This is a genomic window from Proteus columbae (genome assembly GCF_002777965.1).
GTDB classification, from domain to species: domain Bacteria; phylum Pseudomonadota; class Gammaproteobacteria; order Enterobacterales; family Enterobacteriaceae; genus Proteus; species Proteus columbae.
In genome coordinates this window covers 108,932-125,756 of record NZ_NGVR01000019.1, presented here as the reverse complement: position 1 = coordinate 125,756, position 16,825 = coordinate 108,932, and the positions used below count along the sequence as shown (strand labels likewise).

13 protein-coding genes are annotated in these 16,825 nt (G+C 38.7%); 8 read left to right on the top strand and 5 right to left on the bottom strand.

The window, feature by feature from the left end; genetic code table 11:
* Positions 1 to 21: 21 nt before the first annotated feature.
* Positions 22 to 600: a hypothetical protein gene (locus tag CBE70_RS08730; RefSeq protein WP_232797380.1), complete on the top strand. Its 579-nt coding sequence runs from the start codon at positions 22 to 24 to the stop codon at positions 598 to 600.
* A 75-nt stretch (positions 601 to 675) separates the two neighbouring features.
* Here the strand turns inward: CBE70_RS08730 and CBE70_RS08725 are convergent, their stop codons facing one another.
* Together CBE70_RS08725 and lysC are read right to left on the bottom strand one after the other, a co-directional pair.
* Entirely contained in the window at positions 676 to 1,470 is a 795-nt protein-coding gene (locus CBE70_RS08725; protein ID WP_100159032.1) for a hypothetical protein, read from the bottom strand.
* A gap of 154 nt (positions 1,471 to 1,624) precedes the next feature.
* Positions 1,625 to 3,004 carry a lysine-sensitive aspartokinase 3 gene (gene lysC / locus CBE70_RS08720; RefSeq protein ID WP_100159031.1) on the bottom strand — a complete coding sequence of 460 codons (1,380 nt, stop codon included), beginning with the start codon at positions 3,002 to 3,004 and terminating at the stop codon, positions 1,625 to 1,627.
* A gap of 265 nt (positions 3,005 to 3,269) precedes the next feature.
* On the opposite strand from lysC, the gene pgi reads away from it, so the two are divergent.
* From pgi to ubiA, 3 genes are all read left to right on the top strand, one after another.
* Positions 3,270 to 4,916: a glucose-6-phosphate isomerase gene (gene pgi, locus CBE70_RS08715; RefSeq protein WP_100159030.1), complete on the top strand. Its 1,647-nt coding sequence runs from the start codon at positions 3,270 to 3,272 to the stop codon at positions 4,914 to 4,916.
* Between the two features lie 221 nt (positions 4,917 to 5,137).
* Positions 5,138 to 5,647 carry a chorismate lyase gene (ubiC, locus tag CBE70_RS08710; RefSeq protein ID WP_100159046.1) on the top strand — a complete coding sequence of 170 codons (510 nt, stop codon included), beginning with the start codon at positions 5,138 to 5,140 and terminating at the stop codon, positions 5,645 to 5,647.
* A 28-nt stretch (positions 5,648 to 5,675) separates the two neighbouring features.
* The gene (ubiA, locus tag CBE70_RS08705; RefSeq protein WP_100159029.1) at positions 5,676 to 6,530 is read left to right on the top strand and encodes a 4-hydroxybenzoate octaprenyltransferase; all 855 of its coding nucleotides are present in this window, start codon (positions 5,676 to 5,678) and stop codon (positions 6,528 to 6,530) included.
* 102 nt (positions 6,531 to 6,632) lie between these two features.
* Here the strand turns inward: ubiA and plsB are convergent, their stop codons facing one another.
* Entirely contained in the window at positions 6,633 to 9,116 is a 2,484-nt protein-coding gene (gene plsB / locus CBE70_RS08700) for a glycerol-3-phosphate 1-O-acyltransferase PlsB (RefSeq protein ID WP_100159028.1), read from the bottom strand.
* A gap of 130 nt (positions 9,117 to 9,246) precedes the next feature.
* Between plsB and CBE70_RS08695 the strand changes: the two genes are divergently transcribed.
* Together CBE70_RS08695 and lexA are read left to right on the top strand one after the other, a co-directional pair.
* Positions 9,247 to 9,618 carry a diacylglycerol kinase gene (locus tag CBE70_RS08695; protein ID WP_006536373.1) on the top strand — a complete coding sequence of 124 codons (372 nt, stop codon included), beginning with the start codon at positions 9,247 to 9,249 and terminating at the stop codon, positions 9,616 to 9,618.
* A gap of 127 nt (positions 9,619 to 9,745) precedes the next feature.
* Complete coding sequence (gene lexA, locus CBE70_RS08690; protein ID WP_023583074.1) at positions 9,746 to 10,357, top strand: transcriptional repressor LexA; 612 nt, start codon at positions 9,746 to 9,748, stop codon at positions 10,355 to 10,357.
* A gap of 110 nt (positions 10,358 to 10,467) precedes the next feature.
* Here lexA and zur read toward each other — a convergent pair whose 3' ends face one another.
* Positions 10,468 to 10,998 carry a zinc uptake transcriptional repressor Zur gene (zur, locus tag CBE70_RS08685; protein ID WP_100159027.1) on the bottom strand — a complete coding sequence of 177 codons (531 nt, stop codon included), beginning with the start codon at positions 10,996 to 10,998 and terminating at the stop codon, positions 10,468 to 10,470.
* 204 nt (positions 10,999 to 11,202) lie between these two features.
* Complete coding sequence (gene ssb1, locus CBE70_RS08680; protein WP_088494417.1) at positions 11,203 to 11,730, bottom strand: single-stranded DNA-binding protein SSB1; 528 nt, start codon at positions 11,728 to 11,730, stop codon at positions 11,203 to 11,205.
* Between the two features lie 252 nt (positions 11,731 to 11,982).
* Here ssb1 and uvrA point away from each other — a divergent pair, with 252 nt between their 5' ends.
* Together uvrA and CBE70_RS08670 are read left to right on the top strand one after the other, a co-directional pair.
* Entirely contained in the window at positions 11,983 to 14,817 is a 2,835-nt protein-coding gene (gene uvrA, locus CBE70_RS08675; RefSeq protein WP_100159026.1) for an excinuclease ABC subunit UvrA, read from the top strand.
* 667 nt (positions 14,818 to 15,484) lie between these two features.
* Positions 15,485 to 16,816, top strand: coding sequence for an SLC5/6 family protein (locus CBE70_RS08670; RefSeq protein ID WP_088494419.1), 1,332 nt, complete (start codon positions 15,485 to 15,487; stop codon positions 16,814 to 16,816).
* Positions 16,817 to 16,825 lie beyond the last annotated feature (9 nt).

Genomic DNA, 16,825 nt, shown 5'->3' with positions numbered 1-16,825 from the left:
ATCAGAAAAAAGGACATTACAATGAACTATACTTTGTACCTTCAGAAAACCCCACCTGCTGGCGCTGAGGTGCCGTTTCCTTCTTTAGCAAAAGGAAATTATCCATTAAGTGAAGTTTTAATTAATGCTTTTTTAAATCTGATGCAACTAACAGGAAGCTTAGATACCGATGCTATTTTAGATGAAAAAGCATTTGATAAAATTTGGCTGAAAGCCGAAATGACACCGGCACGAATCGAAGAGGTCGGTGACTATATTTATCATAAAATTCCTACTTCCCCTGAGCCTGTTGAAGAGGAAATTGTGTTATTTAAACAGGCAATGAAAGAAGAAGAGGCTCTATTAGCAAAAGAAAGTGAGAAAGAAGGCAATATCCCCATTCGTAAGTTTGCCACCAATGATGGTTGGATAGTGACACCGAAAGAGTGCGAAATAATTGCAGCTACGCTTACCACTAAGTTGCTAGAAGATAACCGTGTTTTTGTCGAAAAAATTGCAAAGATGTCTCATCTTGCTCATCGTTCTTTAGAAATTGCTTTAATTGATTTCGGCAAATTTAATCAATTTGCCAAAAAATACGGTGGTTATCGGGTTTATTAATTTTCTATAAAAATAAGCTTCTCTTTTAGGGAAGCTTATTTAAATTAAAATAGAAGTATATGATTACAGATGTTTTTAAATCTTGCTGTTCATTGTATTTACAAGATTTAGGTGTTCCTCTATCTTATTCAAGATAATAGGGCTGTTTGAGAGATCGTTAACGTGAGATAATATAAAATTATCCGAATTATATTTTTTAATTATTTCAATTAAAATATCTTTAATGATTGTTGAGCTTTTTAGGTAGTTATTTATATCTAATGTGAAACGTTTTTTTTCTATATCTTTACCATTAAGTAAATTATCAATACTTGAGTTATTAATATAATCTGATATAGAATTTAACTTTTCTTGATACTCTTTTATTTCACTCTCTTTATCTGAGGTATCATGACAGTTTCCAACTAATTCTGTGAATTTTTTTAATATCATCTCAATTGATAATTTAATTAACTCTTTGTTAATTTTGATATTTTCTTTTATTGTGGTTAGATGTTCATTATTTTTCAAAACATCTTTATAAAATTTTATATTCTCTTCTTTATGTGCTATTTTATTTCCAGTCTTGTTATACAAACTTAACATAAGCTTGGCGCAATCTGAATTTACAAGCATTTCGTTATAGTCTGGATTTATCTTTGTCTGCTCATTTTTATTGACTTCTACATGGTATAAAAATTTTACTGTTTCAGGTTCGGGAACACCTTTATAAAAAGCAGAATCACTTTTATTAGCCTCATTAAACATAACTTGATTACGAAGTGATACTATTTCACCTTTTATGTTTTCAAACTCGGATTTTGAAATGGATTTTTTACTTTCGGCATTTTTAAGAATATCAAAGATACTAAAGTCATTATATACTTTCATGTGTTAATTACCTTATTTATTGACTGGGTAACTTTATTTTAATCAAGGTAAGGAACATGACTTTAAAACTTGTATCATTAATAAAATTAAGGCTAAAAAATAAAAGAGAAATAATTTCTTATCTCTCTTTTATATATTGATAATTAATCATTAATTAAAACAAAGTATCATGTAATTTACGCACAATATTATCCGCATCTTTGCCATCAACTAATAAACATAAATTATGGGTACTTGCACCATGGCTTATCATACGAATATTGTAATCTTCTAATGTCCCGAAAATTTTAATACCTAAACCATTCACTTGTGAAAGTGAGTTACCAATTACGGCAACTAATGCCAGATCTTCTTCTACTTCAACACGGCATAATGCAGAAAGCTCTGTTAATAAGGCATTTGTTAATAAACTGCCTGATGAATTTGTTGTACCTGTTGTATCAAGAGTTAAAGCAATACTGACTTCAGATGTTGTTATCACATCAACTGAAATATGGTGGCGTGATAAGATGGTGAAAATTTCTGCCAAGAAGCCACGCGCATGAAGCATTTTTAGGCTATGTAATGTGAGCAACGTTTGCTTTCTACGTAATGCAATCGCGCGGAATACGGGTGGATTTTCTGTTTGAGCACAAACTAAAGTGCCGCCTTCTTCTGGTGCTTTGCTTGAGCCAACAAACACCGGAATACCACTACGAACAGCAGGTAATAATGTGGCAGGATGCAATATTTTAGCACCAAAAGTTGCCATTTCAGCCGCTTCATTAAAGGCGATTTGATCAATACGATGTGCCTCTGGCACTATTCTTGGGTCGGTACTGTAAATACCTGGTACATCCGTCCAAATATCCACACGAGACATTCCCAGCGCTTCACCAATAAGTGCCGCGGTATAGTCGCTACCACCACGTCCTAGTGTTGTGGTTCTACCTTTAGGCTCTTGACCAATAAAACCTTGAGTGACAATAACGGTTTCTTCTAGACGAGGTTGAATAAGGCTTTTTGTGAGCTCGGTAAGTTGTGCCATATCAGGTTCAGCATGACAAAATAGATCATTTGTTTTCATCACTTTTCTGACATCAAACCAATCTGCCTGTATGCCTTTTTCACGTAATAATTCAACAAATAGCAATGTTGACATTAATTCGCCGTGACTGACTAATTCGTCTGTCAATGCGTCAGATGTAGCAAGTGAAGCCGCTTCAGAGAGCATCTCAATATTCTCAAGCAGGCGGTTTATTTCTTGAGAAATAATGTCTGGCTGAGAAAGCTGATTAATAATGGCGTATTCAATATCACGAACTTGTGACAGCAAAGCATCTCGTTGTGAAGGCTCAGCCCCTGCTGCAAGTTCAATTAATAAATTAGTAATTCCCGCAGATGCCGAAAGAACAACAACACGAACTGACTTTTGTTTAAGAATAATATCTGCGCATTTTTCCATTGCTGAAAAGTTAGCAACACTGGTGCCACCAAATTTAGCGATAGTGTATGGAGAAGAAGATGATGAAGGCGTAGCAGTATTATCAGTCATTGTCGTATTCCTTTAGGCAAAAATGAGATGTTGGACACACTTAGGAATATCGGTTATTAAGTAGAGAGTCAATGCAGAGTGAAGAATAATCAATTTAATTAATAATCAGCTCCGCATTATCGGTTTTACCTATGTAAGTAATTAGTACTAGATTTATTGAATGGTTTTGACCAATATCATCAAATGAGAAAGAATTGACTGTAACTATTAAATGTCAGGCTACAATCTGAGAATATTGGATTGTAATCTTAAGAGAGTATTGTGAATGAAAAATGTAAACCCAACCCAAACCTTAGCCTGGAAGGCATTAGAAAACCATTTTTCGGTTATCAAAGATACCGAGATGAAAACACTGTTTGCTCAGGAACCATCACGCTTTGAGCAATTTTCAAAAACGTTTTCAGACCAAATTCTAGTGGATTTTTCAAAAAACCGTATTACGAAAGAAACATTAGAGAAATTGCAGGCTTTGGCTAAGGAATGTGATGTTGAAGGTGCGATAAATAGCATGTTTACGGGTGAAAAAATCAACCGTACTGAAGATCGTGCTGTATTGCATACCGCATTACGTAATCGTAGCAATGCTCCCGTTATCGTTGATGGCAAAGATGTAATGCCAGAAGTGAATGCTGTACTGAATAAAATGAAGAAGTTCAGTGAGCGTATTATTAGTGGTGAATGGAAGGGTTATACTGGTAAGGCGATTACTGATGTTGTGAATATTGGTATTGGTGGTTCTGATCTTGGCCCTTATATGGTGACAGAAGCATTACGTCCGTATAAAAATCATCTTACTATGCATTTTGTTTCTAATGTTGATGGTACACATATCGCAGAAACACTGAAAAAATGTGATCCTGAAACGACGCTATTCCTCATCGCATCAAAAACATTTACCACTCAAGAAACCATGACAAATGCGCACTCAGCAAGAGATTGGTTCTTAGCCTCAGCTAAAGAGAGTGCATTTGTTGCTAAACACTTTGTGGCGTTATCCACAAACAGCACAGAAGTGGCAAAATTTGGTATTGATACTGCCAATATGTTTGAATTCTGGGATTGGGTTGGTGGTCGTTATTCATTATGGTCAGCAATTGGTTTATCTATCGCATTATCTGTTGGTTATGACAACTTTGAGCAATTGCTGGAAGGTGCTCATGCAATGGATAATCACTTTAGAACCACAGATGCTGAAAATAACATCCCAATGATCCTCGCTCTGATCGGCATTTGGTATAACAATTTTTTTGGCACAGAAACTGAAGCGATTCTGCCATACGATCAATACATGCATCGTTTTGCTGCTTACTTCCAACAAGGCAATATGGAATCGAATGGTAAGTATATTGATCGCGATGGAAATAAAGTCAGTTATCAAACCGGTCCTATTATTTGGGGCGAACCAGGTACAAATGGCCAACATGCGTTTTATCAATTGATCCATCAAGGTACAAAAATTATCCCTTGTGATTTCATTGCACCTGCAATTAGCCATAATCCATTATCTGATCACCACGCAAAATTGATGTCTAACTTCTTTGCGCAAACAGAAGCGCTCGCTTTTGGTAAAACTCGTGAGCAAGTTGATGCTGAATTTGCCGCAGCAGGAAAAGATCCTAAAACCATGGGATATGTTGCACCTTTCAAAGTGTTCGAAGGTAATCGCCCAACTAACTCTATTCTGTTAAAAGAGATTACGCCTTATTCATTAGGTGCATTGATTGCAATGTATGAACATAAGATCTTTGTACAAGGTGTTATTTTCAATATCTTCACCTTTGACCAATGGGGTGTTGAATTAGGTAAACAGTTGGCTAATCGTATTCTTCCTGAATTAAAAGGTAAGGAAAGTGTTAACAGCCATGATAGCTCAACAAATAATCTGATTAATCGTTATAAAGCATGGCGTTAATCGAATAAACTGAATATAAGTAGTTGGTTAGATAAAAAGGAGGTTTTTATAACCTCCTTTGTTTTTTGATTATTTAGCACCCAATCTAATTTTCTTTTAACGCTTTTTTAGATTATTTATGCGAAATGTTATCAGCTTTTAACTTCCCTTAGTCACATCATGATATCCTTATGCATCATGACTCACACAAGCTAGGATCATCAACGCGTGATGATGAAATAATGTTCAAAAAATCAATAATTACCCCTGCTCCTATCCATTGGTTACCCAGTGAGGAACATGAAAATATTAAAGAAAGTACATTAAGTTGGTTAATGGAATTAGGCTCAATGACACAACGGTTTGAACAGCATTGTCAAAAAGTTACAGTGATGCCTTATCAAGAAGGATTTATTGACATTATTGAACCCGCTGACGAAAAAGCGTGTTTACCCAAAAGTCAGCGTTATTGGTTAAGAGAAGTGGTATTGTGTGGTGACGATATTCCTTGGTTATTAGGACGGACGTTAGTACCAGAAGAGACATTGACAGGCGAAGATAGAAAACTGGTCAATCTAAGAACCGTTCCACTTGGGCGTTATCTGTTTCAGGAAACAACCTTAAGTCGTGATTTTATTCATATCGGGCAACAAAATGGGTATTGGCTACGCCGTTCTCGTTTCCAGCTTTCAGATAAACCTTTATTATTAACCGAGATGTTTCTACCTGCATCACCAGTGTATGAGAAGTAATTAGGGGGAGCTAAAATTGGAGGGAAGTATGACGCAAAGTAAATGGCAAGCATATAGCCGTTTAATGCGTATAGATAAACCTATCGGAGCGCTATTATTACTTTGGCCAACTTATTGGGCTTTATGGATTGCTGCTAAAGGCTTTCCTGATTGGCATATTCTGATTGTCTTTACTATTGGCGTGTTCTCTATGCGTGCCGCTGGGTGTGTAATAAACGACTTTGCTGACCGGAAAATTGATGGCAGTGTTGAACGAACTAAAAATCGACCATTACCTAGTGGGGCTGTGACAGAAAAAGAGAGCAAAATTTTATTTATTGTTTTGGTACTCTTGTCCTTTGCATTAGTCCTAACACTTAATACCATGACTATTTGGCTCTCTGTGGCTGGGCTTGCACTAGCATGGTTTTATCCTTTCGTTAAGCGGTTTAGTAATTTACCTCAGCTTATTTTAGGCATGGCTTTTGGTTGGTCAATCCCAATGGGATTTGCTGCCGTCTCTGAAAGTTTACCATTAGTGTGTTGGTTATTATTCCTTGTCAATATTATCTGGTCTGTTGTTTACGATACGCAATATGCAATGGTTGATCGTAATGATGATATAAAAATTGGGGTTAAATCTACCGCCATTTTATTCGGTCGTTATGACAAAATTATTATTGGTATTTTACAACTGGTGATGTTGGCATTATTAGTGGGTATCGGTATTTTGCTGAACCTGAAAGGTATCTACTACTGGTCGTTATTGTTAGTAACCGCACTGTTTATTTATCAACAGAAACTTATTGCAGAGCGTGAAAGAGCACCGTGTTTCCAAGCTTTTATGAATAATAACTATGTTGGTTTTGTTTTATTTGCGGGTATTTTATTTAGTTATTTTTAATATAAGTAAGCGCTGAAGTATTCTCTACTATTGAGTAGAAACAAAAAGGGATAAGCAATGAGCTTATCCCTTTTCTATTTCGGTCATAGCACTATTTACTGATTATTCATCAGCTTTAGGCTCACTTTTTTCGTCAACAGCTTGTACTGAATTGTTATCTTCAGTGATCCCCACGCTTTCAATGGTTAAACGAATCTCTGGTGACATTAATTTTGCAATCACTTGGTAAAGAGCAGAAGCATCTGCCTTTAGAATATCTTCATTATCATTGAGATACCCTTCTTCACGTAGTGTTGAAACTAACGTAGAGAATACTGCTTTATCAAAGAATTCAGGCGCGTTGATACCATGTAAGACAGAAAGACGTTGTGCCAAGATACGGCTCTCTTTTTCCAATAATGCACGGCTAATTTCAGGGGCAAAATTGAGCAAAGAGAGTGTAATACCATAGCGTTGTAATGTTTCTCTAACGCTGGCGGCTAAAAGCTGTAATGGACGAATACGCGCTGGATTGATACGCAGTAAGCCATCACTATCACAACAAATCAGGCGCTGGCGGCACAATTCTGCAATCAGAGTATTAATGACTTCAGGGAGTTCTTCTTTCTCATAACGGATAAATAGTTCCGCTTTAATAAGAGGGAAGATTAGCTCAACTTGTTTCATTAAATCATCACGATGAATTTTTTCATGATGTAAGATGATGCTTGCAATTAATGACGGAGTGACCATTAAGTGGATTGTGTTATTACGGTAATAAGTCATTAATACCGCGCTTTCACGAGGAAGTACCACAATATCACCCAGACTGTCTTTTTCGACTTGGAATTTATCTGATTGTAGGGCGTGTTCTAATAAGGCTTCAGCATTTTTATCAGACACAATCATATCTGTCGAATAAGGCACATTGCGTAATAATTGCAGATAACAATCTACTTGCTCTAGCAGTTGCTCTCTTGTGAGTGCGCGCTGACGTGATGCCAACAAGGCTGTTGAAACAAGGTTGATCGCATTAATTGATGCTGCATTATTGATATTAACCATAATGTTATCAGCCAGTGCGCTTACTGCTGGGTTTAACCAACTTGGGCGTTGTGGCTCAATGGGATCAATATCATCACGCCATTGTGGTACAGCCTGATTTAAGTATTGTACAACAGAAATCGGCTCACCAAAGTTCACATAGCCTTGACCAAGGTTACGTAATTTACGTAATCCTCTGACCATCTGCATAAAGCCTTCTTTCTCTTTTGTTGCTCCACGTAACTCTTTGGCATAGGTTGCCACTTCCATAACGTGCTCATACCCAATATAAATTGGAACAACAGAGATAGGGCGTGTTTCACCGCGTAACATGGCTTGTACTGTCATTGAAAGTGTTCCTGTTTTAGGATCTAACAATCGACCTGTACGAGAGCGCCCACCTTCAACAAAATATTCAATGGAGTAGCCACGTGTAAATAACTCACCTAAATATTCGCGGAAAATGGTGGAGTAAAGCTTGTTACCTTTAAAGGTTCTTCGAATAAAGAAAGCCCCTAAACGGCGAAAAATAGGACCTGCTGGCCAGAAATTGAGGTTAATACCTGCCGCGATATGGGGGGGCACTAAACCTTGGTGATAAAGCACATAAGAAAGCAGTAAGTAGTCCATATGGCTACGGTGACAAGGAACATACACGATTTCATGCCCATCTTGCGCGAGTTTACGTACTCGCTCGGCATTATAAACGTTGATACCTTGGTAGAGCTTATTCCATGTCCAACTTAATACGCGATCACTAATACGCACTGCTTCATATGAGAAATTAGCTGCAATTTCTTCCATGATATCAGTGGCATTTTTACGTGCTTTATCCAGTGAGATTTTCTTCGCTTTTGATTCATCTTCAATCGCTTTTTCAATGGCTTTCGAAGAAAGTAATTTATTGAAGAGATCTTGGCGTGCAGGCAATTTAGGGCCAACAGCCGCTAAACGCTGGCGTGAAAAGTGGATACGTGCAACGCGTGCAAGTTTTCGAGCTATACTGGTGTCAGTACCGTGTTCGTTCGCCATTTCACGCATTGATACAGTGGGTGAAAAACGAACAAAACTATCACGACCTAACCAGAGGATAGCGATAAATTTCTGGATACCGTTAAGCACACGTAGATGTGGAACGCCATTATGGCCTTCACGACCTGGAGAGCGTCCAAACATCACCGAAACTGGCAACATCTCGATATCAAGATGTGGGTTATTTCGATGAGCATCAAGATAAGCGTGGAATGTCTTAACGGAATCTTTACGAGGATCGGGAGAGTAGTAACGAAATACTCTTGGACCGTCATCAATAAAGACGTATGCAGGGAGCTTTGTTCCGCCTATTTCAATAGGTTGCAGTGGATCTGGCAATCCTAATGATAGACATTGCTGTCTTAAAGTCAGTAAGTCCGCCTTGGAATGATAAGGCAGAACATAAAGAAAAGATCGCGACGTATCTAGCCCTAATTCTGTGATAGGATTAGTCGGAACTCGTTTGCTTTTTACCAGTAATTTTAGTGGTAAATTCAATGTGTTATAATATAGTTTACGCCAAGCTGACATAAATAGTTGTAGCCTCTTATTAGCAATACTTCGAAAGCATAACAGAAAGTCTTTCGTAGATCTGTGGTGCTGTGACAATATTAATAGAGAAAAGTGGCAAAATAATCGTTTGTTTTCGATAGAGTTTATTATGGCTAATCAAAATAAAGGTCTTACCCGAATCATCAAAGCTGGTGGCTATTCATACAAAGGCATTCGTGCCGCTTGGATTAATGAAGCCGCTTTTAGACAAGAAGCCATTGTGACCTTGGTTGCAATTATCCTTTCATTTTTCATCGATGTCAGTGGTCTAGAGCGCATTTTACTCATTGGTTCCGTTGTATTGGTTGTGATCTTGGAACTTGTAAATAGTGCAATAGAAGCCGTTGTCGATCGAATTGGATCTGAATACCACGAATTATCCGGACGTGCAAAAGATATGGGTTCTGCCGCCGTTCTGATTGCTATTATATTGGGATTATTTACTTGGGTAACCATTCTTTGGGGGCATTTCTTCGCATAAAGTTAAAAAATTCGATTTTTGTCGAAAAATAATCCAAAGATGCGTGTTTTATATTCATTTAAGGTTTCAAATCGTCATATACCTGTATATACTCACAGTCTGACTGTATAAACAAACAGGGGGCGGAATGAAAGCATTAACTGCAAGGCAGCAGCAGGTTTACGATTTGGTTCGTGATCACATTTCGCAAACGGGTATGCCACCAACACGGGCTGAAATAGCTTCCCAACTTGGGTTTCGCTCACCAAATGCGGCAGAAGAGCACTTAAAAGCTCTTGCTCGTAAAGGTGTGATAGAAATTGTCTCTGGTGCATCCAGAGGTATCCGTTTGCTAATGGAAGAAGAGCCAGAAGGATTGCCATTAATTGGGCGAGTCGCTGCTGGTGAACCACTTTTAGCGCAAGAGCATATTGAAAGCCATTATCAAGTTGACCCAATGCTATTTAAACCAAGTGCAGATTTTTTATTGCGCGTTAATGGTATGTCAATGAAAGATATCGGTATTATGGACGGTGATTTACTCGCTGTGCATAAAACGCAAGATGTTCATAACGGGCAAGTTATTGTGGCTCGTATCGAAGATGAAGTGACAGTAAAACGTTTTAAGAAAAGCGGTAATAAAATTGAGCTTCATGCAGAAAACCCAGAGTTTTCACCTATTATCGTCGATTTACGCGAGCAAAGCTTTACTGTGGAAGGTTTAGCCGTCGGGGTTATTCGTAACGGCGAATGGCTGTAATTTGTACCAAAGTAAGTCAATACAACTTATTTTATGAAGATGCAGATGATGTGTAAAACCACAAGATCATCTGCATTTTTTTATGTCTAGAATTACTGACAGTTACTCAATCAACGAGGCTTATAGTCGCCCGTTTTTTTCTGCTTAAGATTATCATCCATACTGTGATCATGATGACAACCTTCAGGATGTGTACACTCTTGTGCTTCGTGGCACTGTGAACACAATCCATGAATTTCGATGACGCTATGTCGTAAATGAAATCCACTCTCTTTTGCCAGTAATGAAATCGAATTTTCGATTTTATGGCTATTCTTTTCAGTGACAGATAAACAGCGGTCACAAATTAGCATTACTGACGTATGTTCAACATCATCAAAATGATGACAAAGTACATAACTGTTGGTGGATTCTATTTTATGGATAAATCCTTGCTCAAGTAAAAACTCTAACCCACGATAAACTGTTGGCGGTTTTGCTTGTGGCTCAACTTGGCGAAGTAAATCCAATAAGTCGTATGCGCTGATAGCAGAAGGTTGCTGCACTATTAGACGCAATACTGCCAGACGTTGTGAAGTCAGGCGAACACCTCGTTTCTGGCAGATCTTTTCTGCCTGAGCGAGCAATTTCTCTTCATTCATGGGGATCAGATGCTCTCAGACGTTGTTAATGGCGCAGATCCTATCATATTTTTCAAGAGTAAACCTTTGTGTAAAGTGGGGTTTTGTGAAAATAACTTTTCATGGCGACCTGTAATGAGCCTCAATAAAAAACCCAGCCTAAGCTGGGTTAATTTTTTAGATGGTTTTAGATAATTTGTTTTGAAACCAGGTCTAAGGTAAACCTCAAAACGGAATATCGTCATCAAAATCCATTGGTGGTTCATTGTTTGGCGCTGGTGCTGCCGCAGGTTGTTGCGCTGGGCGAGATTGTGCACCACCGCTAAATTGTTGTGATGCTTGTGGCTGTTGTGGTTGACCCCAACCGCCTTGGCCGCCTTGAGAAGGTGCGCCATCTTGACCACCACGGCCACCTAACATCTGCATTGAGCCACCAATGTTAACAACAACTTCAGTGCTATATCTGTCTTGACCGCTTTGGTCTTGCCATTTACGTGTTTGTAATTGACCTTCGATATACACTTGTGAACCTTTACGCAGATATTCGCCTGCAATTTCCGCTAATTTGCCGAAAATTACCACACGGTGCCACTCGGTTTTTTCTTTCATTTCACCGGTTTGTTTATCGCGCCAGCTTTCTGATGTTGCCAGTGTTAGGTTGGCAACTGCACCGCCACTTGGCATATAACGGATTTCTGGATCCTGCCCTAAATTACCGATAAGAATAACTTTGTTTACGCCTCTGCTCGCCATGTGAGGTACTCCTGCGAAAGTAAATTTTTTGAAATCATAAGCGAATAAGTTTATCACGTACGCTAAAATTTGAATATGACGTGTGATGAATTTCTCAATTGTGAACATTGTCGACATTTTTTTGTATCAAAATGACAGAGTTACATCATCAATCAATTTCACTATATATACTGTATATCCATTCAGTTAACTTTGTGTCATAATTATCCGATTCTTTCTTTTTCGGCGACTCTCTCAATCCGGGATATATTCATGGATAAAATCGAAGTACGGGGCGCTCGCACCCATAATCTAAAAAATATCAATTTGATCATTCCTCGCGATAAACTGATTGTTATTACGGGGCTTTCTGGTTCAGGTAAATCTTCTTTAGCCTTTGACACGCTTTATGCAGAAGGGCAGCGACGCTATGTGGAATCGCTTTCTGCTTATGCTCGTCAGTTTCTTTCGTTAATGGAAAAACCTGATGTTGATCATATTGAAGGTTTATCTCCCGCTATTTCGATTGAGCAGAAATCTACGTCGCATAACCCGCGTTCGACAGTGGGAACAATTACAGAAATTCACGACTACCTGCGTCTTTTATTTGCTCGTGTAGGTGAGCCTCGTTGTCCTGATCATGATATTCCATTAGCCGCTCAAACAGTGAGCCAAATGGTTGATAATGTACTTGAGCAACCAGAGGGCAAGCGCTTAATGCTGTTAGCGCCTGTGGTAAAAGAGCGTAAAGGCGAGCATATTAAGTTACTCAACAATCTTGCTGCCCAAGGTTATATTCGTGCGCGTATTGATGGCGAAGTATGCGATCTCTCTGATCCGCCAACATTAGAATTACAGAAAAAACATACCATTGAGGTGGTGATTGACCGTTTTAAAGTGCGTGACGATCTCGCCCAACGTTTAGCAGAATCTTTTGAAACCGCATTAGAACTTTCTGGTGGTACCGCTGTTATCTCTGATATGGATGATAACAATGCCGATGATATTGTTTTCTCTGCAAACTTTGCTTGCCCTGTTTGTGGTTACAGTATGAGCGAGTTAGAGCCTCGTTTATTCTCCTTTAATAATCCTGCTGGTGCTTGTCCAACTTGTGATGGTTTAGGTGTTCAGCAGTTTTTTGATCCTGAATTAGTGATCCAAAATAGAGAAATTTCTCTTGCTGGTGGCGCAATTAAAGGATGGGATCGCCGTAACTTCTACTATTTCCAAATGCTTCGCTCATTGGGTGAACATTATCATTTTGATGTTGAAGCGCCCTTTGATTCGTTACCAGATAATATTCAAAAAGTCATTTTAACGGGTTCAGGCAAAGAGAATATTGAATTTAAATACACAAACGATCGTGGTGATGTTGTTGTTCGTCATCATCCTTTTGAAGGTGTATTAAATAATATGGAACGCCGTTACCGCGAGACAGAATCTAGTGCGGTACGTGAAGAGCTTTCTAAATATATTAGTAATCGCTCTTGCGCCTCTTGTGGTGGTACACGTTTACGCCGAGAAGCACGCCATGTGTATGTTGAAAATACAACATTGCCTGAAATTGCAGATTACAGTATTGGTCATGCGATGACCTTTTTCCAAAATCTCAAACTCAGTGGTCAACGTGCGAAAATTGCCGAAAAAGTCTTAAAAGAGATTAGTGATCGACTAAAATTTTTGGTCAATGTCGGCTTAAATTACCTCACACTTTCTCGTTCAGCGGAAACCTTATCAGGCGGTGAAGCACAACGTATTCGCCTGGCGAGTCAGATTGGTGCAGGATTAGTTGGCGTAATGTATGTCTTGGATGAACCTTCAATTGGGTTACACCAACGAGATAACGATCGTCTACTTGAAACGCTGATCCACTTACGTAATTTGGGTAATACCGTGATCGTTGTAGAGCATGATGAAGACGCTATCCGTGCCGCTGATCATGTTATTGATATTGGCCCTGGTGCGGGTGTTCATGGTGGTGAAATTGTCGCTCAAGGGACTCTTGAAGATATTATTAATAACCCGAATTCATTAACGGGGAAATTCTTAAGTGGTGAGCGTCGTATCGCAATTCCAGAGCAACGTGTACCTGTTGATCGCGAAAAAATGCTGACCATTCTTGGCGCAAAAGGCAATAACTTAAAAAATGTAAATCTAAAATTACCAGTAGGTTTATTTACCTGCATTACAGGTGTTTCGGGATCAGGTAAATCAACGCTGATTAACGATACGTTATTCCCTATTGCACAACGCCAATTAAATGGGGCTACAAATAGCGTACCTGCGCCTTATTTAGATGTTGAAGGGCTAGAATATTTCGATAAAGTTATTGATATTAACCAAAGCCCAATTGGTCGTACTCCTCGTTCAAACCCTGCAACTTATACCGGTGTCTTTACACCTATTCGTGAGTTATTTGCGGGTGTACCTGAATCTCGTACTCGTGGTTATACACCGGGTCGGTTCAGTTTCAACGTAAAAGGTGGTCGTTGTGAGGCTTGCCAAGGCGATGGCGTTTTAAAAGTTGAAATGCATTTCTTACCTGATGTGTATGTACCTTGTGATCAATGTAAAGGTCAGCGTTATAACCGTGAAACCCTTGAAGTTAAATACAAAGGGAAAAATATTCACGAAGCGTTGGATATGACCATTGAAGAGGCGAGAGAGTTCTTTGATGCTGTGCCTGCGTTGGCTCGTAAACTACAAACATTGATTGATGTTGGCCTTTCTTATATTCGCTTGGGACAATCAGCAACGACTTTATCGGGTGGTGAAGCGCAGCGAGTTAAGTTAGCAAAAGAGTTGTCAAAACGCGGTACAGGACAGACTCTTTATATTCTTGATGAGCCTACAACAGGGCTTCACTTTGCTGATATTGAGTTGTTACTTGAAGTGCTTCATCAGTTACGCGACCAAGGTAATACTATTGTTGTTATTGAACACAATCTTGATGTGATCAAAACAGCAGACTGGATTGTGGATCTTGGCCCTGAAGGCGGAAGCGGTGGTGGTCAAATTTTAGTGTCAGGCACACCAGAGCAAGTTGCAGAGTTTGAAGGCTCACATACTGCAAGATTCTTAAAACCAATCTTAGAACGGGGTTATTAAGATCACGCCACTTATTCCCTTATGATCTAAGCGCTACGGACAATAAACTCTTTACTGTTTGTAGCGCGCTTTCTTCAAGAAAAGTAAATCCATGGGATATGATAGAATTTAATTCTATCGAAAAAAGTATTCTCTTTTGGTTATACACTTCCTTATTTATTTTAATCTTATTCGTCGCCTATTTTTATAAAAAACAGATTAAATGGTTAATTATGCTGTTTTGTAACAGTATTTTAACCAAATACGAGATAACAAAGCTAAATAGAAAGGATTATCATAGTATATCGTGATGGACAGCACAGTTTATTTGGTGATTTGTTTCAATTGTTATACTTGACTATTATTGTATAACAATAGGTATTTTTCATTATTAATCAATTAGTTGTTTGTTTATGAAGGTTACAATAGAGGGAAGGTTATTATTTACTGTGCTCTTTGAACAGATAATCCTACTTTTCTCCTTACGATAGAATTTTTTTCCAAATCATTTCAGGCTATCACGATTTATAACAACTTTTTTCTCCGTAATATTCCCTATCATTTACCCATAATAAATAATACCTGCAAAGAGTAAGGCTATTTCGACATCGCAATGTTAGATAGACTTTTTTTACCCCCAAATTTCGTTTTGCTATTAACAATTACAATATAAAAAGTGAGTACTAATATGGAAACGGCTTCCTCAAAAACAGAGACAACAAGCTATCCCGCAACTAGTGCTGGCGCTCGCCGCGCAGGTATGACAGAACAAGAATGGCGTGCTGCAATTAAATTCGACGGCAATGATGTGGGCTGGGTTATCATGAGTATCGGTATGGCTATCGGTGCAGGTATTGTGTTTTTACCTGTACAGGTAGGTCTGATGGGATTATGGGTTTTCCTACTATCCTCGATCATTGGTTATCCTGCTATGTACCTTTTCCAACGTCTATTTATTAATACGTTGGCTGAATCTCCAGAGTGTAAAGACTACCCAAGTGTTATCACCGGTTATCTTGGTAAAAACTGGGGTATTTTATTAGGTGCACTCTACTTTGTGATGTTAGTCATTTGGATGTTTGTCTACTCAACAGCAATCACCAATGACAGTGCTTCTTACTTACAAACATTTGGTGTGACTGAAGGTTTACTGTCAGAGAACCCATTCTATGGCTTGATCTTGATTTGTGCTTTAGTTGCTATCTCTTCTCGTGGTGAACAATTACTGTTTAAAGTATCAAGCTTTATGGTGCTGACTAAACTGTTTGTTGTTGCAGCGTTAGGGATCTCCATGATTGGTATGTGGCATCTTTATAACGTGGGTGCATTACCACCTGCTGGACGTTTAATCAAAGAAGCAATCATTACATTACCTTTTACCCTGACTTCAATTTTGTTTATCCAAACATTAAGTCCAATGGTTATCTCTTACCGCGGTCGTAATAAAAACCGTGAAGTTGCTCGTCACAAAGCGTTACGTGCAATGAACATCGCGTTTGGTGTGTTGTTCTGTACTGTTTTCTTCTATGCAATCTCATTCACATTAGCAATGGGTCATGATGAAGCCGTTAAAGCGTATGAACAAAATATCTCTGCATTAGCGATTGCTGCAAAATTCTTCCCTGGTGGTTGGGTAACTGTTGTAAGCGTTATGCTGAATATCTTTGCTGTAATGACTGCATTCTTTGGTGTCTACCTAGGTTTCCGTGAAGCGACACAAGGGATCGTTATGAATATTCTGCAACGCTATATCCCAGCAGAAAAAATCAACCAAAAATGGGTACAAAACGGCATCATGATTTTCGCCGTACTTTTAGCATGGGGTGCAATCATCCTGAATGCGCCAGTGCTGAGTTTTACCTCAATTTGTAGCCCAATCTTCGGTATGGTGGGTTGTCTTATTCCTGCTTACTTAGTTTATAAAGTGCCGATGTTACACAAATACAAAGGTGCATCACTTTACCTGATTATCTTTACCGGTTTACTGCTCGTTATCTCTCCGTTCTTGGCATTCTCATAGTCGCCAACT

Coding starts and splice junctions, on each gene's coding strand:
- CBE70_RS08725 (WP_100159032.1), bottom strand. CDS start 1,470: ATGAAAGTATATAATGACTTTAGTATCTTTGATATTCTTAAAAATGCC.
- ubiA (WP_100159029.1), top strand. CDS start 5,676: ATGACGCAAAGTAAATGGCAAGCATATAGCCGTTTAATGCGTATAGAT.
- CBE70_RS08730 (WP_232797380.1), top strand. CDS start 22: ATGAACTATACTTTGTACCTTCAGAAAACCCCACCTGCTGGCGCTGAG.
- ssb1 (WP_088494417.1), bottom strand. CDS start 11,730: ATGGCGAGCAGAGGCGTAAACAAAGTTATTCTTATCGGTAATTTAGGG.
- lexA (WP_023583074.1), top strand. CDS start 9,746: ATGAAAGCATTAACTGCAAGGCAGCAGCAGGTTTACGATTTGGTTCGT.
- CBE70_RS08670 (WP_088494419.1), top strand. CDS start 15,485: ATGGAAACGGCTTCCTCAAAAACAGAGACAACAAGCTATCCCGCAACT.
- ubiC (WP_100159046.1), top strand. CDS start 5,138: ATGTTCAAAAAATCAATAATTACCCCTGCTCCTATCCATTGGTTACCC.
- pgi (WP_100159030.1), top strand. CDS start 3,270: ATGAAAAATGTAAACCCAACCCAAACCTTAGCCTGGAAGGCATTAGAA.
- CBE70_RS08695 (WP_006536373.1), top strand. CDS start 9,247: ATGGCTAATCAAAATAAAGGTCTTACCCGAATCATCAAAGCTGGTGGC.
- uvrA (WP_100159026.1), top strand. CDS start 11,983: ATGGATAAAATCGAAGTACGGGGCGCTCGCACCCATAATCTAAAAAAT.
- lysC (WP_100159031.1), bottom strand. CDS start 3,004: ATGACTGATAATACTGCTACGCCTTCATCATCTTCTTCTCCATACACT.
- zur (WP_100159027.1), bottom strand. CDS start 10,998: ATGAATGAAGAGAAATTGCTCGCTCAGGCAGAAAAGATCTGCCAGAAA.
- plsB (WP_100159028.1), bottom strand. CDS start 9,116: ATGTCAGCTTGGCGTAAACTATATTATAACACATTGAATTTACCACTA.